This is a genomic window from Brevibacterium sanguinis (assembly GCF_039528855.1).
In the GTDB taxonomy this organism is placed as follows: domain Bacteria; phylum Actinomycetota; class Actinomycetes; order Actinomycetales; family Brevibacteriaceae; genus Brevibacterium; species Brevibacterium sanguinis.
In genome coordinates this window covers 391220-411556 of record NZ_BAAAMB010000010.1, presented here as the reverse complement: position 1 = coordinate 411556, position 20337 = coordinate 391220, and the positions used below count along the sequence as shown (strand labels likewise).

Here is a 20337-nt window from a genome sequence, read left to right as displayed (position 1 = left end):
CTTGAGTGCGTGAGTCTCTCCACCTTCACGCCCGCCGAGGCGGCCTGCCTCGCCGTCGTCGAACGCAGCGGATTCGTCGAGTCGCGCCACAGCGGATCCGCCGTCGTCGTCGGCCCCGACGGCACCGAACTCCTCCGCCTGGGCGCCCCGGGAGCCCCCGTGTTCACGCGCTCGAGCCTCAAGCCTCTCCAGGCGCGCGCCGCGCTCTCCCTCGGCGCGCAGCTGGCCGGTCCGGCTGCCGCGCTCGCGACCGCCTCCCACCGCTCCGAGGCCGGACACGTCGCCGTCGTCGAAGCGATGCTCGCCTCCGCGGACCTCGGTGCCGCCGACCTCCGGTGCCCGTCCGTCCATCCCGCCGACGGGGCCTACCGCCGCAGCCTCGCCGCGGCCGGCGACCCCCGCTCACCGGTCCACTTCAACTGCTCGGGCAAGCATGCCGCGTTCCTGCTCGCCGCCCGCGCCCAGAACGCCGACACCGCGACCTACCTCGACCCCTCCCATCCCGTGCAGCAGCGCGTCGCCGAGGTGGTCGCCGACTTCGCCGGTGAGACCCCGGCCGCGGTCGGCGTCGACGGGTGCGGGGCGCCCGTGTTCGCGCTCAGCCTGACCGGCCTCGCCCGCGCCGTCGGCCGGGTCGTCGGCCCCGGCGCCGACGCGGACTCCCGGACGATCACCGACGCGGTCTTCGCCGACCCGTGGGCGATCGAGGGGCACGGGCGACCGAACACGACGGTCATCGACCGCCTCGGCGTCTTCGCCAAGGGCGGCGCCGAAGGGGTCATCGTCATGGCCACCCGCGACGGCCACGCCGTGGCGCTCAAATGCCTCGACGGGTCCTCCCGGGCCACGGGCCTCGTCGCCCTCACCCTGCTCGATCGGGTCGGGGCGCTGTCCGACATCCCCGCGGCCGATCTCGCCGAGGTGGCGGCGGCGATCACCGACCCCGTCACCGGCGGCACGGATTCCGAGGGGCGGACAGCCGTGGTCGGCACCGTGCGGGTGAGCGAAGATGCAGCTGAAGGAGCGAGGTTCTGACGATGGCGATTCGACGACGAATAGACCCTGAGCAGGGACGACGCGCACTCGAGATGTGGGTGGCCCACAGCGATGCCGACGGCGCGCCGGCGGACCGGACGACGGTGGCGACCGCGGTGCGCTTCACCCTCGAGGAGCTCGCCTCCCGCGCCGAGGGCAATAGCGTCGAAGTTCGCGTGCCCCCCTTCGGGGTCACCCAGTGCATTCCCGGCCCCCGGCACACCCGCGGCACCCCGCCCAATGTCGTCGAGACCTCCGCCGAGGTGTGGCTCGGCCTCGTCACCGGACGGGTCGGCTTCGCCGAGGCGCTCGCCGCCGGCACGGTCGATGCCTCGGGCACGCGCGCGGACCTCAGCGACCACGTGCCGCTGTTCACGACCGCGGACCTGGAGGGACCCCGATGAGTGCGCAGATCACCCAGACGACCTCGTTCATCGGCGGCCGGCATGTGCCCTCGCTGACGACGTACGCGAACATCGATCCGGCAACCGGCGACCACCTCGGCGATGTCTCCCGGGGTGGGGCCGAGGAGATCGATCGGGCGGTGACGGCTGCGGCGAAGGCCCAGCGGGAGTGGCGGCGCTCGAGTCCCGAGCAGCGTTCCCGCCTCCTCGTCGCCACCGCTGCGGCGATCGGCGCCCACCGCGACGAGCTCGCCCGGATCGAATCCGAGGACACGGGCAAACCGCTCTCCCAGGCCTACGCGGACGTCGACGTCTGCGCCCGCTACTTCGAGTTCTACGGGCACACGATCGAGGCCTACCACGGGCAGGCGATCCCGCTCAGCGACGACATGCACGCGTACACCCGCCGTGAGCCCTACGGGGTGACCGGGCACATCGTCGCGTGGAACTACCCGCTCCAGCTCATCGGCCGGGCCGCGGCGACGAGCCTCGCCACCGGCAACTGCGCGGTGGCGAAACCCGCCGATGAGACACCGCGGTCGACCGTGCGGCTGGCCGAGCTCATCCACTCCGTCGGCTTCCCCGCCGGGGCCTTCAACGTCGTCACCGGCCTCGGCGCCGAGGCGGGTGCTGCGCTTGCGCAGCATCCCGGCATCGCCCACCTCGGGTTCGTCGGGTCGACGCAGGTCGGCTCGCAGATCGCCCATGCCGCCGCGGACCGGGTCGTGCCCACCGTCCTCGAGCTCGGCGGCAAGTCCGCGAACCTCGTCTTCGCCGACGCCGACGTCGACCAGGCGATCCCCTCCCTCGTGCGCTCGATCATCCAGAACGCCGGACAGACGTGCTCGGCCGGATCCCGCCTCCTCGTCCACCAGGACATCCACGCCGAGGTCATCGAGAAGACGGCGGCGGCGATGGCCGAGGTGACGATCGGCCACGGCCTCGACGACCCGATGCTCGGCCCGCTCATCTCGACCCGGCAGCAGGAGCGCGTCGAGGGCTTCCTCTCCGACATCGGGGCCGCTCGCATCGTCACCGGCGGCTCCCGCCCGACCGGGCTCGCCGCCGACCTCGAGGGCGGCGCGTTCATCGCCCCGACGATCGTCGACAACGTCGCCCCGGGGTCGACGATCGCCCAGCAGGAGGTGTTCGGCCCCGTCGTCGTCGCGATGACCTTCGCCGACGACGATGAGGCCGTGGCGCTGGCCAACGGGACCGACTACGGGCTCGTCTCCGCGCTGTGGACGCAGAGCCTGTCCCGGGCGCATCGGCTCGCCGCCGAGGTGGAGGCCGGGCAGGTCTTCGTCAACACGTACGGGGCCGGTGGGGGAGTCGAACTGCCCTTCGGCGGGTTCAAGAAGTCCGGATACGGTCGCGAGAAGTCGATGGAGGCCCTCGACGAGTACACGCAGACGAAGACCGTCGTCATCAAGCTCTGAATGGCTCTGTTCCCTCAAGCTCTGCCCATCCAGGCCGTGCGCATCCAGGCCGTGCGCTCCACTCAGCGACGCGGTCGCAGATGACGCCGGGAGTCCTCGCGCTCGTCCTCGGCGCCGCAGTCGCGCACGCGCTGTGGAACCTCGCGGCGAAGACGGTGGCCGGCCGCGGCTACGCGTTCGTCCTCGCCTACCACGGTCTCAGTGCGCTTCTCCTCGCCCCGGTCGCGATCTGGCTCGTCGCCTCCGGGCAGCAGACGATCGACGGGAGTCTGCTCGCCGCGGCCCTGCTCAGCGCACTCCTCCACATCGGGTACTCGGTATCCCTGCAGGCAGGCTACGATCATGCGCCGCTCGGCGTCGTCTACCCGAGCGCCCGCGGCATCGGGCCGGTGCTGACGATCATCGTCGCCGTCACCGTCCTCGGGGAGCGGCTGAGCGCCGTCGAGATCATCGGGGCGCTCATCGTGCTCGCCGGCATCGCCGTCGTCACCGTGCGCCCGCGGGGCCGGAACCACTCGTCCGGCCCTGCTCATCTGCCGGGTCGGGATCACGCGTCCGGCGGGGTGGCGCGCGGCCTCGCGTGGGGCGGCCTCATCGGGACGTTCATCGCCGGGTACACGCTGTGGGACGACTTCGCCGTCAACCATGTGACGACCTCGCCGCTGCTCTACTTCGCCGTCTCCGAGGCCGTCGTCGCTTGTCTCATGGGCGCCGGTCTCGTCACGCTGCCCGGCGGCCGGGCCCGGCGCGCCGACCTCCGCGCCGTCGTCGGTGAGCACCGGTGGGCGCTCGTCACCGTCGCGGTGCTCTCACCCCTGGCCTATCTCCTCGTCCTCTACGCGATGCAGTCCGCGCCCGTCGCGCTCGTCGCGCCCGTGCGGGAGACCTCGATCATCATCGGCACGCTGCTCGCCTGGTGGCTCTTCGGGGAGCGGAACATCGCCGCGAAGCTCACCGGCGCCGTCATCGTCGTCGGCGGCATCGGACTCATCGCCCTCGGCTGAGCACAGCATCGCCCTCGGCTGAGCACAGGCGAGGGCGCAGGCCCGAACCCGGGCCTCAGCCCTGGGCGGCCTTCGCGTGCTTGTCCGCCTTCGCCCGCCGTCCCACCCGGACGACCCGGGTCGGGCAGAGCGAATGGGCGAGCACGCCCTGCGAGGTCGACCCGAGGAGGGTCGCGACGAAGCCGCCGCGCCCCCGGGAGCCGATGATCATCTGGTCGGCGGTCTGCGACGCGGACACGAGCACCTCGGTGGCCGGGGCGTCGAAGACCGACCAGCGGATGTCGAGGTCGGGGAACTCGTCGCGCAGGGTCGCCACGGCGAGTTCGTCGGCCGCGGCCGCCTCGTCGTAGAGCTTCGTCAGGTGCTCTTCGCTCGGCAGCCATTCGGGGGAGAGGATGTGCGCGGCGGTGACGCCGACGATGTGGAGCGGCTTGCCGTAGAGCTGCGCCTGCACCGCGGCCTCCCGCAGCACCGGGCTGTCGGTGTCGAACGGGTCGACGCCGGCGACGATCTGACCGGTGAAGTCGGGGCGCTCCTTGGAGTCCTGCGAGGCATCGACCCGGGGACCGTCCTGCGAGGTGCGCACGGGCTGGTCGATCGGCTGGTGCTCATCGGCGGCGGGACGGTCGGGCCACGTGCTCGGGATGACGACGGTGGGGCTGTGGGCGTGGGCGGGCATCGCGAGCGCGACCGAGCCGAGCAGCCGACCGGAGAACCCGCCGTGTCCGCGGGCGCCGACGACGGCGAGATCGGCCGTCGACGAGCTGTCGATGAGGACTCCCGAGGCGTCACCGACGGCGACGATCGTCGTCACGGGCACACCCGCCTGCCGGGCCACCTCGGCAGCGGACTCGCAGAGCTGCCTGGTCGAGTCCTTGACGGAGTTGTCGAAGTCGGCCGGGTAGACGATGTCAGCGCGGCTCATGTTCATGCCGGGCACGGTGTAGGCGGCGACGAGGCGCAGCTGCGCGCCGGTGAGCTTGGCATGGTCGATCGCCCAGTCGAGGGCGCAGCGGCTGTTGGCGGAACCGTCGATTCCGACGATGATCGTGTGTGACATGTCCACCCCTGTGTGTGAGAGCCCATCCGTGTCCTCCTGCCAGTCTATGGGAAGAGGCGGTCGCTGTGGGATTGTCTGGGAGCGGGCCGGCGGGGCCTCGTCTAGACTGGAGTCGATCGAAACCGCCGGTTCCCCCGGCGCCACTGACCTTGCCCCAAGGAGATCATGAAGGACCAGATCGACGTCTCGGTGCGTCGCAGCCCCAAGTTCGCGGCATTCATGGCCGTCGGTGCGATCGCCGGCGTCCTCCTCGCGGGACTGCTCACCCTGGTCATCGACCCCAGCGAGGTCCCCGCCGAGTACACAGTGGCCAAGGGCGCGGGTCTGCTCCTCGTCGTCCTCGGCGTCGGCGGTCTCTTCGTCGGCGGCCTCGTCGCCCTCATCCTCGACTGGAGAGGGCGCAAGCGGGCCCGCGAGTACCGGGTCGAGGCGCAGATCGACCTCGTCGACGACCCCAAGGTCATCGCCCAGCGGCGGATCGCTGAGATGCGGGGTGAGGAGATCCCCGCCGAAACGGCCGCTGAGACCCCCGCCGAACCGTCATCCGCGACCTCCACCGAACCTCCTGCCGACGACCGGCGCACCACCGGTGACCAGGGCGGCTCCACTCGCCCGACGACCGGGGCCTGAGGCGGCGGTCAGCCCCTCCGCGCGCGTGTGAGACAATTCTTTCCGTGGCAAGAGGAGACGGGCAGCTGACCCACGAAATCGACCCCCTGGACCGCGGACCGCAGGATGCCTGTGGGGTATTCGGAGTCTGGGCTCCGGGCGAGGAGATCGCCAAACTCACCTACTTCGGGCTCTACGCCCTCCAGCACCGCGGGCAGGAGTCCGCGGGCATCGCCGCGAGCAACGGCAGCCAGATCCTCGTCTACCGGGACATGGGGCTCGTCTCGCAGGTGTTCCACGAACGCGACCTCGAACTCCTCCAGGGCCACATCGCCGTCGGCCACACCCGCTACTCGACGACGGGATCGCCGTCGTTCGAGAACGCGCAGCCGACGCTCGGCCCCACCCCGTTCGGCACCGTCGCGCTCGCCCACAACGGCAACCTGACGAACTTCGACGAACTCGAGCAGCTCGCCGACTCCCGCCGCGACCACGCGAACAAGGTCGTCGCCGAAGCGACGAAGAAGCGCAGCCGCACCCGCGCCTTCCGCGACTCCTCGAACGACACCTCACTCGTCACAGAGCTCTTCGCGACCGAGCAGGGCGAGGACCTCACCGACGCCGCGCTCAAGCTGCTCTGCGAAGTCGACGGGGCGTTCTCGCTCGTCTTCATGGATGAGAATACGCTCTACGCCGCCCGCGACCCGCAGGGTGTCCGCCCCCTGTCGCTGGGCCGACTGTCCAACGGCTGGGTCGTCGCCTCGGAGACCGCGGCCCTCGACATCGTCGGCGCCTCGCATGTGCGCGACGTCGAGCCCGGCGAGCTCATCGCCATCGACGAGGACGGGCTGCGCTCGTTCCGCTTCGCCGAGGCGAAGCCGGCCCGCTGCGTCTTCGAATACGTCTACCTCGCCCGGCCCGACAGCGTCCTCGACGGGCAGATCGTCCACGGCGCCCGGACGGAGATGGGGCGCAAGCTCGCCCAGGAGTTCCCCGTCGACGCCGACCTCGTCATCGCCACCCCGGAATCGGGCACGCCCGCGGCCGTCGGCTACGCCGAGGAATCGGGCATCCCGTTCGGCCAGGGCCTGATGAAGAACGCGTACGTCGGTCGGACGTTCATCCAGCCCTCGCAGACGCTGCGGGAGCTCGGCATCCGCCTCAAACTCAACCCGATCCGCGAGAACATCGAGGGCAAGCGCCTCGTCGTCGTCGACGACTCGATCGTGCGCGGCAACACGCAGCGCGCGCTCGTGCGGATGCTCCGGGAGGCCGGTGCCAAGGAGATCCACATCCGCATCTCCTCCCCGCCCGTGAAATGGCCGTGCTACTACGGCATCGACTTCGCCACCCGGGCCGAACTCATCGCCAACGGCCTGAGCACCGAGGAGATCTGCACCTCGCTCGGCGCGGACTCGCTCGGCTACATCTCGCTCGACGGGATGATCGAGGCGACGAAGCAGGAGCGCAGCCAGCTGTGCACCGCGTGCTTCTCCGGCGAGTACCCGATTCCCGTCAACACCACCCCCGCCGACAAAGGATGCTGAGTTGAGCCCAGACGAGACCGACACCGCGAAGACGACGACCTATGCCGCCGCCGGCGTCGATGTCGAGGCCGGCGACAGGGCCGTCGAGCTCATGAAGTCAGCGGTCGCCGCGACCCACAACGCCAACGTCATCGGCGGGGTCGGCGGCTTCGCGGGACTCTTCGACGTCTCCGTGCTCAAGGACTACGAGCGTCCGCTGCTCGCCTCGTCGACCGACGGCGTGGGCACGAAGGTCGCGATCGCCCAGGCGCTCGACAAGCACGACACGATCGGCTTCGACCTCGTCGGCATGGTCGTCGACGACATCATCGTGTGCGGGGCGAAGCCGCTCTTCATGACCGACTACATCGCATGCGGCAAGGTCGTGGCCGAGCGCATCGCCGACATCGTCCGCGGCATCGCCGAGGCGTGCGCGCAGGCCGATGTCGCCCTCGTCGGCGGTGAGACCGCCGAGCACCCGGGCCTCCTCGGCGTCGACGAATACGATGTCGCTGGTGCCGCCACGGGCGTCGTCGACGCCGACAAGCTGCTCGGACCCGACAAGGTCGAGGCCGGTGACGTCCTCATCGCACTGCCGTCCTCCGGCATCCACTCCAACGGGTACTCCCTCGTCAGGCACATCATCGCCGAGGCGGGCTGGGACCTGGACCGGGAGGTCCCGGAGTTCTCGCGCAGCCTCGGCGAGGAGCTCCTCGTTCCCACGCACGTCTACACGGGCGAACTCAACGCCCTCTTCACGGCGCTGCCGGGTGCCGTCCACGCCGTCTCCCACGTCACCGGCGGAGGCCTGTCGGCGAACATCGCCCGGGTGCTGCCGCCCGGTCTCGTCGCGACGATGTCGCGGGACTCGTGGGAGATCCCTGCGGTCTTCACCGTCCTCGGCGACCTCGGCGGGGTGCCGCGCGCGGACCGCGAGCGGACGTGGAACCTCGGCGTCGGCATGGTGCTCGTCACCGCTGCTGATCGCGTCGACGAGGTGCTCGCGGCGAGCCCGGGATCGTGGATCCTCGGTGAGGTGCGCTCCGACGACGGTTCGCTGTCCGGGGAGCTCGACTACGTCCAGGGCGCCAAGGGCGTCGACGGCGGAGCCGCGATCCTCCGCTGAGACAGCAGAGTCCAGACAGATGAGGAGGGGCGGAGACTTCACGTCTCCGCCCCTCCTCATGCGTCGTGGGTCAGCTCAGGAGCGGCGCTCCGTGTACTCGTCGTCGCCGTCTTCGTCGTCGACGTTGTACTTGTCCGCGTACTCCGAGTAATCGGGTTCGTCGTCATAGGCGTCGGTTGAGGAGGACTCATGGGAGTCCGTGCCAAGTTCCTGTTGGAGACGATTGAGATCAGTGTCGGGGCTGTAGTACTTGAGCTTCCGAGCTACCTTGATCTGCTTTGCCTTTGCGCGGCCGCGACCCACTGGCGTGACCCCCTCCGTCGTCATGTGGGGCAGCTCGCCCCAGACTAGATCTCTGCTATGCGCTTAAATCCTACCTGTTCGCGGTGGGAAGTTCCATTTCGGGAAGCGACCTTGGATAGGCTGAACCCATGTCCTACAGTCGCGAATATCTCGTCTCCCTGCGGATCTTCGAACCCACGGTGGTTCATTCCGAATTGCAAGACAGGCAGGTCGAGGACAACCGTGCGCGCATCGAAGCGCAGGTAGCGGCGGACGCGGATCAGCGCCTGATCTCGCTTCCCCCGAACCCGGTGGCCGAGTCGTTCCGCAACACCCCGATCTTCCTCCCGGCGTCTCAGACCCCGGACGGCGTGGACCGCTTCAGCCCCACTCAGGAGGACATCCGCGGCTGGGAGGCGCTCGAGTCGCTGACCGAGCACACGTCGAAGGCGACGCTCGACATCATCGCGCCGAAGTCCGCCCGGCGGCGGGCGGCCGGGCACCGCGCCGAGTGGCTCCAGGACACGAAGGACACCCGCATCTTCACCCGGGTCTCGGCCTGGGATGTGCCCCCGGCATGGTGGCTCTTCTTCTCCCTCGGGGAGGACCAGGTCATCACCGAGGACACCGAGGCCGGAATGCGGGTGCTCATCCGCACCGACATCCTCGCCGCCTCGGCGCGCATGGAGTGGGCCGCGGAGACCATCGCGGAGAAGTCGAAGGTCGTCGACATGGTCGAGCAGACCGGGGTGCTCGCGCAGTGGATCGACAGCTTCGACATGAACTCGATCCTCGAACTCGACCTCGGCGGGATGAGCGAGGTGCTGTGGCCGAACGAGGGTCCGGAGCTCGTCGACTCGTGGGTGACGGCGCTGAGCAACGACGACATCGAGTCCGCGACCGCCGCGTTCCAGAAGTACGCCGCGGCGTGGGAGCAGCTCAACCTCTACGCGCGCGGTTCGTGAGCGGTGGCCCGCAGCGCCCGGAGGGGTGCTGAGAATGCGGGACTCCGGCCACAGGTGCACCGCTTGCTGAGCGTCGGTGCTGGTGCGAAACGCTACGATTGTCTCCGAGATCGCCGAGGTGTCCGCCCCGGCATCGTCTGAGCAGACCGTCCGCGCACCCAGAGTGCCGGACCGGGCGACCGACCGCGGCACGAGAGGATGAGCCCCGCAGCACATGGACGAGAAGAAGCGCCGACTCCTCACGAACACCCCGCCAGGCAACGCGAATGAACCGGGCAGCGCACCCGAGCCCGCTGACGCATCAGAGCCCGCTGACGCACCTGGGCCCGCGACCGCCTCGGCGAGGGCACCGCTGTCGCGGATCGGGACGGGCTGGCGGATCGCGGTGACCGCGGTCGCCCTCGTCATCCTCACGGCGGGGCAGTTCCTCAACACGAACGACTTCTTCCCGCTCGGCTCCCTCACCCAGTACGCGACGGCGAAGGACCTCAACGGCGAGGTCAACTCGACGTGCATCGCGGCGCGGTTCCCCGGCGAGGACGAACCGACGCGGCTCGCGTTCAACACGGCCACCGTCGGCATCGAGCGCGGTGACGTCGAATCCCAGCTGCAGCGGGTCATCGACAACCCCGAGCTGCTCCAGACGCTCGCCGACTCCTACATCCGGCTCCATCCCGGTCAGCCCGAGCCCGAGGAGATGATCCTCTGCCGTGACACGACGCAGCTCGACAACGGCCGCAGCGTCGGCGACCCTGTGACCCGGACCCTCGCGACGTGGGAGGTGCAGTGACCATGGCCTCCTCGACCACGACTCCGCCGACCGCCGGGACTCTGTCGCCGACCCTGCCCGACCACCGCAATCCCTTCCTCCGCTGGTTCATGCCGCAGGTGCCGCTGGCGCGGGTCGCGGTGTTCCGCTTCATCATCTACGTCTTCATCATCATCGACGTCCTCACGATCTCCGGTGACGTCATCCCGCACGGGTGGACGCCCGAGCTCTACCAGCCGCTGTGGCTGGCTCGGGTGCTCGGCATCCCACCGGTGAGCGTCCTCGGCGCGCAGATCCTGCTCGCCCTCATCATCACCTTCTGCGTGCTCGCCGCGATCGGGATCCTCCAGCGCACGAGCGGGATCATCGTCGCGATCACCTTCGGGGCGTGGATGTTCTACACGCAGGGCTACGGGTACGTCGCCCACGACCACATGGCGCTCGTCATCGCCGCCGTCGTCCTCCCCACGGTCGGCGTCGCCCGCTTCCGGGAGGTGGGGACCACCTCGGCGAAGGCGGGCTGGGCGCTGCGCGTCGTCCAGATCTCCGTCGTCCTCACGTACTTCTACTCGGTGCTGATGAAGTGGATCGCCTCCGGCGACATCACGGACTGGGCCAACGGCGCGGTGATCATCTGGGCGCTGATGCGCCGCGGGGCGGAATGGTCGAAGCCGTTCCTCGAGATGCCCGGCCTCCTCATCGCCGCCCAGTGGGCAACGCTCGTCTTCGAGTTCCTCTCGCCGATCGCGCTGTTCGTCAAGGGCAAGGCGATCTACTTCATCGTCGCCTTCTTCTGCCTCTTCCACCTCATGACGTACTTCGCGCTCGGGATCCACTTCCTCCCGACCGTCATCTGCTGGGCGGCGTTCCTGCCGTTGGAGAAGCTCGTCCCTCGTCGCTTCGCGTCAGCGCCTCGAGCACGCGCCTGACCGCGACGCGTTCGGCCGTGTCCGGGCGCATGACGGCGACGACCCAGCGCATCGTCGTCACTCCCGACAGCGGGACGAGGGTGAGCCCGGCGTCCCGCGGTGTCGTGAATCGGGGGAGGAGGGCGAGCTGATCGCTCGAGGCGACGATCGCCTCGATGAGCCGGTTGTCGCGGATGCGCTGGACGACGTCGAGGTCGCGACCGGTGACGTGGGCGAGGGAGAGCAGCACCGAGTTGAACGGGTATCCGTGCGGCACCCCGACCCACGGACAGTCGACGACATCGTCGGGGGTGAGCTCGGCTCTCGCGGCGAGCGGGTGGGCCGTGGCCATCGCGACGTCGATCGGTTCCCGCGCCAGCGGCACGACGGTGAGTCCGTCCGTGCCTGCCGGTCGGTCGGAGACGAGGCTGTGGGCGATGACGATGTCGACATCGCTGGTCAGGGCCGCGAACTCGTGTTCGGCGAGGTCGACGTCGGAGGTTCGCAGCCGCAGTCCCGGATGCGTCCGGTGCAGTTCGCGCAGGGCGTCGGGCAGGAGGTAGGTGAGTGCGCTCGGGAGCCCGGCGAGGGTGATCTTCCCGATGGGCTCGCCGAGGTGGCCCTCCCAGTCCGCCTGCACGCGCGCGAGCGTGCGGGCGAGGTCCCGGCCGCCCGCGGCGAGCAGCCGCCCCGCCGGGGTGAGGGCGAGTCCGCGTCCGGCAGGTTCGACGAGGGCGCGCCCGAGTTCCCGGGTCGCCTGCCGCAGCTGCTGGGAGACCGCCGAGGGGGTGCGGTGCGTGACGCGCGCGACCTCGGTGACGCTGCCGCGCTCATCGAGGAGGCGGAGGAGCTCGAGGTGCCGCGGATCGATGACCATGAAGCAATGCTACAAGGACACTTCAGATCTTTGCGATTGTGCTAATGAGTGGGCCGCTCAAGAATGGAGTCATGACTGCCAGACACTGCCTCCTCGCCGCCTCGGTGGCCGTGATGTGGGGACTCAACTTCCTCGCGATCGACCTCTCCCTCGACCAGTTCCCGCCGTTCTTCCTCGTCGCGCTGCGCTTCTCCCTCCTCGCGATCCCCGCACTCCTCTTCGTCCCCATGCCGCGGGTGCGGTTCCGGTGGATCCTCGGCTACGGGCTCGGCTTCGGCATCCTCCAGTTCGCGTTTCTCTACTGGGCGATGGCCGCCGGCATGCCCGCCGGACTCGCCTCCCTCGTCCTTCAGGCCTCGGGGCCGTTCACCGTCCTCCTCGGGATGACGGTGCTGCGGGAGCGGGTGCGCGCCTCGCAGATGGCGTTCCTCCTGCTCGCCATGGCCGGGCTCGGTGTCGTCGGGTGGCAGCGGCTCGACTCGAGCGCGAGCTTCCTGCCGTTCCTCCTCACGCTCGCCGGCGCCTTCGGCTGGGCGATCGGCAACATCTGCAACCGGCAGGCGCATTCGGTCGAACCCGTGAAGTTCACGATGTGGATGTCGGTCGTCCCGCCCGTGCCCATGCTCCTCCTCGCCCTGCTCGTCGAAGGCCCCGACCGGATCGGGACATCCCTGACGACGCTGGCGACGCCGACCGGTCTGCTCGGCATCGCCGGGCTCGTCTACACCGTCGTCATCGCCACGGTCATCGGGTCGGGCGTGTGGTCGTGGCTGCTCTCGCGCAACCCCGCCGGCGTCGTCGCCCCGTTCTCGATGCTCGTGCCCATCGTCGGCATGAGCGCGGCATGGTTCGCCTTCGGGGAGACCGTGACCATCGGCGAGCTCTGCGGGGCAGCACTCGTCATCATCGGCGTCCTCGGTGCCGGTCTGCGGGCAGGTGCCGGACTGCGCGCAGGCGTCGGGCCGCGCGCGGCTGCAGGGGCGATCGCCGAGGCGGTGCCCGATCCCGTGCCCATCGTGCCGGAGGCTGCCGATGCCGAGGCTGGGGTCGGGTCGGAGAGCGAGTCGGACGAGGACGTCCCCGCAGGGACGTCTGGCACCCGGTGAGCCTGCCGAGGCGCGATTCGATCACGGTTCTTCTCGCTCCGGTCGTGCGCAGGTCCAGGCCGTCTAGGGTGAGACCATGCCTGACGACCACCACGCTCCGGGTGCCCAATCGCCCGCCTCGTTCCACCTCGGTGGGCCGCTGACGGTCGATGACCTGCTCGCGTCCCCGCGGGGACGGTCACTCGTGCTCAATCTCGTCACCAGTGGCGAGAGCCCGGACTCGGACCAGACGGTTCCGTTCGCTGTTGTCAGCGAAGCGATGCACCGTGCCGTCTGCGTGCTCGACAGGCAGCGAGGGATCGACTCGGCCGTCTACGGCGGCGATGACGGTGAGACCCATCTTCGCAACGTGCAGCCGACCGAGGTCGCGCAAGCACTGCGAAGCCTCGATCCGGTCCCACCGACTCAGACCGACCTCGAACACGCAATGGTCGCGGTCATCGCTGGAGCGATGTACTGGCAGCCGCCGCATTCCGATGCGGTCCTTGCCGAGGATCCGGAGATGGTCGATGCTCTGGGTCCGTGGGCCGAAGCCGTTGTCGACAGCGGACTCCTCGAGACATGGTCGCGTGGTCCCCATGTCGACGACCAGTGGGAGCTGACGTGGGACGACCCGCCCAACCGTGACGCGACGAGGCGGGTGCTCGGTGCGGATCCGACCGATCTCCTCAGTCCTCTCGGCGGTGTGGAGCCGTCGCTGCCGACCGATGAGGCGGCGACGAGTCTGGCTCAGTGGCGTGCAGAAGTGATGGCCGAAGAGGAGTCGTCTCGCCGCGCCTACCGTCTCAGCCCCTTCGACGTCGGCGCGGGGGAGTGGTGGTCGACCCCTGCGGTTGAGCTCTGGTCGACGACCGGGACGTGGCCGAGCGGAGAGCCCATCGGTCTTGGCCTGGTCGAGGACGATTTCGGACTCGAACGAGCGAGAGCGCGACGGGTGCGTCTGCGGGACACCTCCCGCGTGTTCACCGTCAGCGGTCCGGAGCAGTGGGCTGCGCTCTGCCGGAGGTTTCCGCTCGATCTCACCGCGCAGCGGCGAGAGGTGTGGTTCGAAGCCACCGGACGCAAGGGTCGCTGGGTCATCCCCGACTGGTCACGTGTGGCTGAGCAGTTCGACGGCGTCCATGTCAGCCTGGCCGGGTACGTGCGCACCGCCGGTGTCGTCATCGATGTGAGCGACGACAGCATCGTGGATGGACGAGGTGATGCGCCCTTCCGCGGCAACACCGACTGCAACACGGCGAGTCTCATGGCCGGATGGAACCCCGACACGACGTACTGGCTCACCGACGCGATCAGCGGCATCACCGAGGTCGTCGATTGGTCGTTCGACGACGATGCGTACGCGTGGGTGGCTCACCCCGGCCTCACCGTCCGTAGGTGAGCCGGCGGAGCACCACCTCGGCGGGGCCTTTGGCGTTCTTCCTCTCCAACCACGTCGCGAGGCCGAGCGAGACGAGCCAGACGCCGATGGCGAGGAGGAACGCCGGGGTCGTGTTCCACGTTCCGCCGAGGCCGAAGCCCCATGCGGTGAGCAGTGGGGCGAAGATCACCGACTGGAGGAGGTAGAAGCTCAGCGAGCGTTTGCCGAGGTAGGCCACAGGCAGCAGAAGCCTCGGCGGACGGTTCTGGACGCGCAGCCCGATGAGGCCGAACAGAGCCGCGTACCCGATGCCGGCGCAGGCGCCGGTGAGGGAGCTGAGCCCGCTGAAGAGCTGGACGAACGCCGCGTCCTCCGGCACCCAGCCGAGGTATGCAAGAGCCCGGGGCAGCGCCCCGAGGACACCGACGGGAACGCCGATCGCGGCGACGAGGCCGAGACGGGGACGGCGGGCCGCCTCGGCGTTGGGTGCCGTTCCCGACTCCGCCGGTCGCGGTTCGATCCACCAGTGCCGGGCGGCGAGTCCGCCGAGGATGATGGTGATCGGCACGGTGAGCGCGAGCATGCTGAGCACGGTCGCCATCACCCAGACGAGGAGGCGGATGCCGGCGGCCAGCAGGTAGTTCGGTTCGTCCGCACCCTGGGTGAGCAGGCTGCCGAGGATCGTGTTCGCGGCGACGACGTCCTCCCCGTCGGACCCGGCGGCCACCTCGGTGTCGGTCCCGCCGCCCAAGGCCAGCGCCAGTGCGACGAACCCGATCTGGACGAGGACGAAGAGGACGAGGACGCCGGTGAGCACCCACGCGGTGATGGTGAGGATGCGGTCGCGCGCGTTGACGATGAGGTAGCCGAGGGCGAGCCCGCACAGGCCGTACGCGCCGAGGATGTCGCCGCCGAAGAGGAGCGCGGCGTGGACGAAGCCGAAGATGACGAGCCAGAGGTGGCGGCGCAGGAGCATCCGCGTGATCGACTGGGGGCTGTCGCCGGCGGCGGTGCGGTTGCGGGCGAACTGGACGATGCCGTAGCCGAAGAGGAACGCGAACATCGGGTAGATGCTGCCGTCGACGAAGAGGATCGTGAGCACGGACAGCACGACGTCGAGGGCGGAGTCGCTCGGCGGATGGCCGGTCAGGGAGTCGGCGCTCGACGTGCCCCACAGGTAGGCCGAGACGTTGGCGATCCCGATGAGGCAGAGCATGAAGCCGCGGGCGAGGTCGGGAGCGAACGCGCGCCGAGGCGGTCCCGCGGTGGGTGGGGGAGCGGATTGGGGGTGCGGCTGAGGGTGTGGCTGGGGGTGAGGCTGGGGCGGATGGCTCATGCGGTGCCTAACGTGCGGGGAGGGGCAGAGTCAGAGTCGCTGGAGCGGTTACCGGCTCACGGTCTCCGGGGCGAGGCTCGGGGTCTCGTCGATGCCGAAGCGGTGCTTGAGCGCGCGCTGGGCGGCGAACCAGCCGTTCATGCCGTGGACGCCGGGGGCCGGTGGGGTCGCCGCGGAGCAGAGGTAGGCGCCGGGCACCCCGAGGCTGTAGTTGTCCCAGTTCGTCCGCGGGCGGGCGAGCATGCGGTAGAAGGTGATGATGCCGGTGGCGATGTCCCCGCCCTGGTAGTTCTGGTTGTGTCCGGCCATCTCCGAGGCGGGCACCGACCGGTAGTCGACGATCGTGTCGCGGAATCCGGGGGCGAAGCGCTCGAGCTGCCTGATGATGTAGTCGGCGGGGTCGATCGGGCAGTCGAAGGGGACGTGGCAGTACGTCCACAGCGGCCGCAGACCGTTCACCTCGCGGGAGGGGTCGAAGACCGTCGGGTCGGAGACGAGGCAGACGGGGTGGTCGGGCATGCGCCCGGCGACGACGTCGCCCTCGGCCTCGGCCATCTGCGCCCGTGTGCCGCCGAGGTGGACGGTGCCGGCGCGGGCGACGTTCGGGTCGGCCCAGGGGACGGGACCATTGAGCACGAAGTCGACCTTCGCCGCGGCGTTGCCGTGTTTGAAGGCCCGCAGGGCGCGGTCGACGTGGGCGGGCAGGAGGCCGGAGAAGATCTGGGCGGCATTCAGCGCCGAGGTGTCGAGGATGTAGGCGCGGGCCGCGGGCATATCGGAGACGTGGCTGATCCGGGCGTCGGCGGTGACCCTGCCGCCGTGGGCTTCGAGGTCGGCGACGAGTTCATCGGTGATCGCCTGCGACCCGCCGATCGGGGACGGCCAGCCGCCGGCGTGGGCGATCGTCGCGAGCATCGTCGCCGTGGCCGCGGTGCCCATGCCCGGCAGGGGGCCGATCGCGTGGGAGCCGACACCGGTGAAGAGCGCCTGCGTGGTCTCGTGGGAGAGCGGGATGTTCCACGCGGGGCTCGCCTGCGAGAGCAGACGCATCCCGAACTTCACGATGTTCGCGATCCCGTCGACGTCGCGCAGGGTCGGGGGGATCGAGCGCTTGTCGCCGAGGGAGAGCCAGATCGTGTCGTCGACGCGGTCGAGGAGGGGACGGAAGAACCGATCCCATTCCGGGCCGGCCTCGCCGAGGTGGTCGACCGTCGTCGCAAGATCGTGGAAGGCCAGCGCGGCGGGCTGACCGTCGAGCGGTTGGGCGTAGGAGATCTCCGGGGTGGTGAACTCCAGGCCGCGGGCGCGCAGGTCGAAGTCGACGAAGAAGGGGCTGGCGATCGCGAGCGGGTGGACGGCCGAGCAGATGTCGTTCGTGATGCCCGGGGCGAGCCCGAGGTCGAGGGTGCGCGCTCCGCCGCCGATCGTCGGCTGGGCTTCGAAGACCTCGACGGACAGCCCTGCCCTGGCCATCGTCACGGCGGCGGCCAAACCGTTGGGACCCGATCCGACGACAGCGACATCCAGCTCAGTGCTCATGGGTTCAGTCTCTCATGCGCCAGAACGTCGCTTGTGCCTCAGAACTCGCCGAGGCCGTTCTGGAGGAGGTCGCGCAATGCGGAGCGGGCGAGGCCGAGCTCTTCGAAGCCGTCGTACTCGACATCACCGATGGCGACCGCATCCGGTGTCGTCACCCAGTCGCAGAGGACGGTGCTCGACCCGAGTCGATCGGTGCCGAAGAGGAGGAGACTCGCGACGATCGGGGTCTCACCGGCGGGCAGGGCCCGCGTCGCGAGCGTGGCGATCCGCGGATCGAGCGGACGCGTCGGTGAGTCGTCGGGGACGAGGGAGCTCAGTTCGGGCAGCGTCTCCCGCGTCAGCCGCGCGGGGTCGTCGTCATCGTCGAAACTGTCGAGGAGGCCCGCCTCGACTTCGAACACCATCCGCGCCAGGGCACCCGCGAGCACGTTCTCATCGAGCAGCGGCGTGCGCCGGGTGTATCGCTGGATTCCGCCATCCGAGCCGGTGGTGAGGATGAGCGACCAGACGGCGCTGACGTCGACGTCATCCGGCAGAGGCAGGAACACCCAGCCGGCGAAGAGCTCACCGAACGTCGTCACGCCCGGGAGGGAGTCGTCGGGGGCATCCGGGGTCGTCACAGACGGGCCGGCGCTGCCCTCGTCTTCGTCCGATTCCTCGTCATCGTCGTCGAAGGGACTGAACGAGAGCGTCTCGGCGAACCGCGCCTGAGCCACACGGAGCAGCCCCTCGACGAGCTCGCTGCTGACATCCTCGGTGAGGAGTTCGACGTTGCCGGATTCGAACGGGTCGTCATCGCAGATGAGGGCGACGTAGCGGCCGGTGGCCTCATGCCCGGGCGGCAGCGGGAAGACCGTGAGCTGGGACAGTGCCGCCGAGGCCTCTTCGACGAGGACATCGCCGCTGAGCTGGGACAACGTCCTGTCCTGCGCTTCTCCATCCTCCGCGCTGTCATCATCGATCGGCACCTCGTCATCGACCCACGCGTTCGCGGCTTCGGTTTCGACGAGGAAGCCCGAGATCTGCGAGAGGATCGTCGCGTACGACGCCCCGTCGGAGGTGCGCTCGATCCACCCGGTCTCCCCGTCCGCGTTCTCCGTTTCGAAGTACCCCCACACGGTGGTGGGGAAGAACCGCGGCGGGACGGTCTCGATGATCTCGGGGCAGAACAGCCCGAACGGAATGCGTCCGGACTCGGCAGGGGAATCGTTCATCGGTCAATAGTGCCACGTGGTGCCCGGCATCACCGGACGTTAGGCTGGCCGTCATGAACGCGTTCTTCGTCTCGTCCACCCCGATCCCCTCAGCGCTGCGCGGGTTCGCCCGGGCCCACAGCGATCTCGTCGCGCTCACCGAGGATCCCCTGTTCGTGAGTTCGACAGCGCAGTCCCCGACGCGGACCGTCGGCCTCGTCTCCGGCGGCGGCTCCGGTCACGAACCGATGCACGTCGGCTTCGTCGGCCCGGGCATGCTCGACGCCGCCGTCCCCGGTGAGGTCTTCGCCTCACCGCACAACGCGCAGATCTTCGCGGCGTCGCAGGCGGTGGCCGGCCCCGACGGCGTCCTCCACATCGTCAAGAACTACACGGGCGACGTCATCAACTTCGGCATCGCCGCCGAACGTCTCCGCGCCGCCGGCATCCCCGTGGCGACCGTGCTCGTCGACGACGACATCGCCACCGACAGCGACGACACCGAGACCGGCCGCCGCGGCACCGGGGCGACCGTCATCGTCGAGAAGATCCTCGGCGCTGCCGCCGACGCCGGGTGGGGTCTCGACGAGCTTGCCGACCTCGGCGCCGAGGTGGTCGCCCGGTCCCGGAGCCTCGCCGTGGCCGCTCGCGCCCAGACCGATGCCCACACCGGTCGGCCCGCGTTCGACCTTCCCGAGGGCACCCTCGAATACGGCGTCGGCATCCACGGTGAGCGCGCAGCGACCTCGATTCCGCACGACGGCTTCGAGGCTCTCATCGACCGGATGTGCCGTGAGCTCCTCGCCGCGGTTCCCGGCACCCCGGCCGACGACGAGCTCCTCGTCCTCGTCAACGGACTCGGCGCGACGACCCAGATCGAACTCTTCAATGTCCACGACGCCCTCGGTGCCGCCCTCGAGACCGCAGGCGAGTCGATCGCCGCGTCCCTTGTCGGCAGCTATGTCACCGCGCTCGACATGACCGGGTTCTCCCTCACCGTCACCCGCCTGCAGCCGTCCTGGCTCGACTGGTGGAACGCCGCCTCCCGCACCGCGGCGTTCCCCACCCGCGGCGGTGAGTCCGCGCACGCCGAGGCGGTGCCGACGGCAGCGGCGACGCGGAGTGCGCAGGAGCCGACGTCGACCGCCGACTCTCTGCGGCAGCGGACGGCAGCCGGTGGGGACACGGATCTCGAGACCGCGGTGCTCCGCCGGTTCGCCGAACTCGTCGAGGAGCAGCACGCCCATCTGACGGAACTCGATCAGGTGGGCGGTGACGGGGACTTCGGGGACAACCTCCGCGGTGGACTGCGCCACGCCACTCGACTCGTCGACTCCTCCGAGGCCGCGGGATTCGCCGCAGCCGAAGCGGCGTTCCTCGGCGGCGTCGGCGGCACGAGCGGACCGCTCCTCGGCCTGCTCTTCCACGAGCTCAGCGCCGGTTACGCCGAACTCGACGCCGACACCCACCGCGAGACCGCGTCTGACCTCTGGAAGCGGGCGACGGCGGCCGGATGCGCGGCGATCCAGCGCGTCGGCGGCGCTGAGACCGGGGATCGGACCGTCGTCGACGTCCTCCATCCCACCGCCTCGGCGTTCGGGAAGGGATTCGCCTCAGCGGCGCAGACCGCCGCCGAGGCGGCACAGGCGACGGCCGACATGCAGGCGAGGCGGGGTCGGGCGAGCTACGTCGACGGCCGCGGAGCCGGCACACCCGACGCCGGAGCCGTGGGCATCTCGCTCCTCTTCTCCGCTGCCGCCGAAGTCTACGAGAAGTAGCCCTAGCCGGTACGAGAAGCA

19 protein-coding genes are annotated in these 20337 nt (G+C 69.9%); 13 read left to right on the top strand and 6 right to left on the bottom strand.

The features are described from left to right. The first annotated feature begins 9 nt into the window (after positions 1–9). The 4 genes from ABD154_RS13820 to ABD154_RS13805 all read left to right on the top strand — a co-directional run bounded on the left by ABD154_RS13820 (position 10) and on the right by ABD154_RS13805 (position 3882). Positions 10–1035, top strand: a complete 1026-nt coding sequence (locus tag ABD154_RS13820; RefSeq protein ID WP_198500517.1) for an asparaginase — start codon at positions 10–12, stop codon at positions 1033–1035. A gap of 2 nt (positions 1036–1037) precedes the next feature. Next, positions 1038–1439, top strand: a complete 402-nt coding sequence (locus ABD154_RS13815) for a sterol carrier family protein (RefSeq protein ID WP_198500518.1) — start codon at positions 1038–1040, stop codon at positions 1437–1439. Then, positions 1436–2878, top strand: a complete 1443-nt coding sequence (locus ABD154_RS13810) for an aldehyde dehydrogenase family protein (protein WP_198500519.1) — start codon at positions 1436–1438, stop codon at positions 2876–2878. Before ABD154_RS13815 ends, ABD154_RS13810 begins: the two co-directional genes overlap by 4 nt. Before the next feature lie 80 nt (positions 2879–2958). Next, positions 2959–3882 carry an EamA family transporter gene (locus tag ABD154_RS13805; RefSeq protein WP_198500520.1) on the top strand — a complete coding sequence of 308 codons (924 nt, stop codon included), beginning with the start codon at positions 2959–2961 and terminating at the stop codon, positions 3880–3882. 55 nt (positions 3883–3937) lie between these two features. Here the strand turns inward: ABD154_RS13805 and ABD154_RS13800 are convergent, their stop codons facing one another. After that, positions 3938–4942 carry a universal stress protein gene (locus tag ABD154_RS13800; protein WP_198500521.1) on the bottom strand — a complete coding sequence of 335 codons (1005 nt, stop codon included), beginning with the start codon at positions 4940–4942 and terminating at the stop codon, positions 3938–3940. Positions 4943–5107: 165 nt separating this feature from the next. On the opposite strand from ABD154_RS13800, the gene ABD154_RS13795 reads away from it, so the two are divergent. Genes ABD154_RS13795 through purM form a run of 3 tightly spaced genes read left to right on the top strand, consistent with a single transcriptional unit; the run spans position 5108 to position 8203 of the window. Next, positions 5108–5572 carry a hypothetical protein gene (locus ABD154_RS13795; protein ID WP_198500522.1) on the top strand — a complete coding sequence of 155 codons (465 nt, stop codon included), beginning with the start codon at positions 5108–5110 and terminating at the stop codon, positions 5570–5572. A 44-nt stretch (positions 5573–5616) separates the two neighbouring features. Then, positions 5617–7098, top strand: coding sequence for an amidophosphoribosyltransferase (gene purF, locus ABD154_RS13790; RefSeq protein WP_198500523.1), 1482 nt, complete (start codon positions 5617–5619; stop codon positions 7096–7098). A gap of 1 nt (position 7099) precedes the next feature. Beyond that, positions 7100–8203 (top strand): phosphoribosylformylglycinamidine cyclo-ligase, encoded by a 1104-nt coding sequence (gene purM / locus ABD154_RS13785; RefSeq protein ID WP_198500524.1) that lies wholly within the window; start codon positions 7100–7102, stop codon positions 8201–8203. A gap of 75 nt (positions 8204–8278) precedes the next feature. On the opposite strand, the gene ABD154_RS13780 is transcribed toward purM, so the two are convergent. Next, positions 8279–8506 (bottom strand): DUF3073 domain-containing protein, encoded by a 228-nt coding sequence (locus ABD154_RS13780; protein WP_137825870.1) that lies wholly within the window; start codon positions 8504–8506, stop codon positions 8279–8281. A gap of 128 nt (positions 8507–8634) precedes the next feature. On the opposite strand from ABD154_RS13780, the gene ABD154_RS13775 reads away from it, so the two are divergent. From ABD154_RS13775 to ABD154_RS13765, 3 genes are all read left to right on the top strand, one after another. Next, on the top strand, positions 8635–9450 hold the full coding sequence (locus ABD154_RS13775) for a DUF8083 family protein (RefSeq protein WP_198500525.1): 816 nt from the start codon (positions 8635–8637) through the stop codon (positions 9448–9450). A gap of 214 nt (positions 9451–9664) precedes the next feature. After that, a complete protein-coding gene (locus ABD154_RS13770; RefSeq protein WP_344251451.1) occupies positions 9665–10240 on the top strand; it encodes a hypothetical protein in 576 nt (191 codons plus the stop codon). Positions 10241–10242: 2 nt separating this feature from the next. Continuing rightward, entirely contained in the window at positions 10243–11148 is a 906-nt protein-coding gene (locus ABD154_RS13765) for a hypothetical protein (RefSeq protein WP_198500527.1), read from the top strand. Here ABD154_RS13765 and ABD154_RS13760 read toward each other — a convergent pair. Continuing rightward, positions 11069–12004, bottom strand: a complete 936-nt coding sequence (locus tag ABD154_RS13760; RefSeq protein WP_232623833.1) for a LysR family transcriptional regulator — start codon at positions 12002–12004, stop codon at positions 11069–11071. The two genes, ABD154_RS13765 and ABD154_RS13760, sit on opposite strands and share 80 nt — an antisense overlap. 71 nt (positions 12005–12075) lie before the next feature. Here ABD154_RS13760 and ABD154_RS13755 point away from each other — a divergent pair, with 71 nt between their 5' ends. Continuing rightward, positions 12076–13110 carry an EamA family transporter gene (locus tag ABD154_RS13755; protein ID WP_198500528.1) on the top strand — a complete coding sequence of 345 codons (1035 nt, stop codon included), beginning with the start codon at positions 12076–12078 and terminating at the stop codon, positions 13108–13110. 76 nt (positions 13111–13186) lie between these two features. After that, positions 13187–14491, top strand: coding sequence for a hypothetical protein (locus ABD154_RS13750; protein ID WP_198500529.1), 1305 nt, complete (start codon positions 13187–13189; stop codon positions 14489–14491). Here ABD154_RS13750 and ABD154_RS13745 read toward each other — a convergent pair. The 3 genes from ABD154_RS13745 to ABD154_RS13735 are packed head-to-tail and all read right to left on the bottom strand — an operon-like array spanning position 14475 to position 18559. Further along, entirely contained in the window at positions 14475–15806 is a 1332-nt protein-coding gene (locus ABD154_RS13745) for a DUF418 domain-containing protein (RefSeq protein ID WP_232623834.1), read from the bottom strand. The genes ABD154_RS13750 and ABD154_RS13745 overlap by 17 nt on opposite strands. Before the next feature lie 48 nt (positions 15807–15854). Continuing rightward, positions 15855–17345, bottom strand: a complete 1491-nt coding sequence (locus ABD154_RS13740) for a phytoene desaturase family protein (RefSeq protein WP_198500530.1) — start codon at positions 17343–17345, stop codon at positions 15855–15857. Positions 17346–17383: 38 nt separating this feature from the next. Further along, positions 17384–18559, bottom strand: a complete 1176-nt coding sequence (locus ABD154_RS13735; RefSeq protein WP_198500531.1) for a PH domain-containing protein — start codon at positions 18557–18559, stop codon at positions 17384–17386. Positions 18560–18612: 53 nt separating this feature from the next. Here ABD154_RS13735 and ABD154_RS13730 point away from each other — a divergent pair, with 53 nt between their 5' ends. Continuing rightward, positions 18613–20316 (top strand): dihydroxyacetone kinase subunit DhaK, encoded by a 1704-nt coding sequence (locus ABD154_RS13730; protein ID WP_198500532.1) that lies wholly within the window; start codon positions 18613–18615, stop codon positions 20314–20316. Positions 20317–20337 lie beyond the last annotated feature (21 nt).

Excerpts from the sequence above, each read along its gene's own strand:
- ABD154_RS13750 (WP_198500529.1), top strand. The coding sequence starts at position 13,187 with ATGCCTGACGACCACCACGCTCCGGGTGCCCAATCGCCCGCCTCGTTC.
- ABD154_RS13740 (WP_198500530.1), bottom strand. The coding sequence starts at position 17,345 with ATGAGCACTGAGCTGGATGTCGCTGTCGTCGGATCGGGTCCCAACGGT.
- ABD154_RS13815 (WP_198500518.1), top strand. The coding sequence starts at position 1,038 with ATGGCGATTCGACGACGAATAGACCCTGAGCAGGGACGACGCGCACTC.
- ABD154_RS13745 (WP_232623834.1), bottom strand. The coding sequence starts at position 15,806 with ATGAGCCATCCGCCCCAGCCTCACCCCCAGCCACACCCTCAGCCGCAC.
- ABD154_RS13755 (WP_198500528.1), top strand. The coding sequence starts at position 12,076 with ATGACTGCCAGACACTGCCTCCTCGCCGCCTCGGTGGCCGTGATGTGG.
- ABD154_RS13730 (WP_198500532.1), top strand. The coding sequence starts at position 18,613 with ATGAACGCGTTCTTCGTCTCGTCCACCCCGATCCCCTCAGCGCTGCGC.
- ABD154_RS13760 (WP_232623833.1), bottom strand. The coding sequence starts at position 12,004 with ATGGTCATCGATCCGCGGCACCTCGAGCTCCTCCGCCTCCTCGATGAG.
- ABD154_RS13800 (WP_198500521.1), bottom strand. The coding sequence starts at position 4,942 with ATGTCACACACGATCATCGTCGGAATCGACGGTTCCGCCAACAGCCGC.
- ABD154_RS13795 (WP_198500522.1), top strand. The coding sequence starts at position 5,108 with ATGAAGGACCAGATCGACGTCTCGGTGCGTCGCAGCCCCAAGTTCGCG.
- ABD154_RS13735 (WP_198500531.1), bottom strand. The coding sequence starts at position 18,559 with ATGAACGATTCCCCTGCCGAGTCCGGACGCATTCCGTTCGGGCTGTTC.
- ABD154_RS13765 (WP_198500527.1), top strand. The coding sequence starts at position 10,243 with ATGGCCTCCTCGACCACGACTCCGCCGACCGCCGGGACTCTGTCGCCG.
- ABD154_RS13805 (WP_198500520.1), top strand. The coding sequence starts at position 2,959 with ATGACGCCGGGAGTCCTCGCGCTCGTCCTCGGCGCCGCAGTCGCGCAC.
- ABD154_RS13770 (WP_344251451.1), top strand. The coding sequence starts at position 9,665 with ATGGACGAGAAGAAGCGCCGACTCCTCACGAACACCCCGCCAGGCAAC.
- ABD154_RS13810 (WP_198500519.1), top strand. The coding sequence starts at position 1,436 with ATGAGTGCGCAGATCACCCAGACGACCTCGTTCATCGGCGGCCGGCAT.
- ABD154_RS13775 (WP_198500525.1), top strand. The coding sequence starts at position 8,635 with ATGTCCTACAGTCGCGAATATCTCGTCTCCCTGCGGATCTTCGAACCC.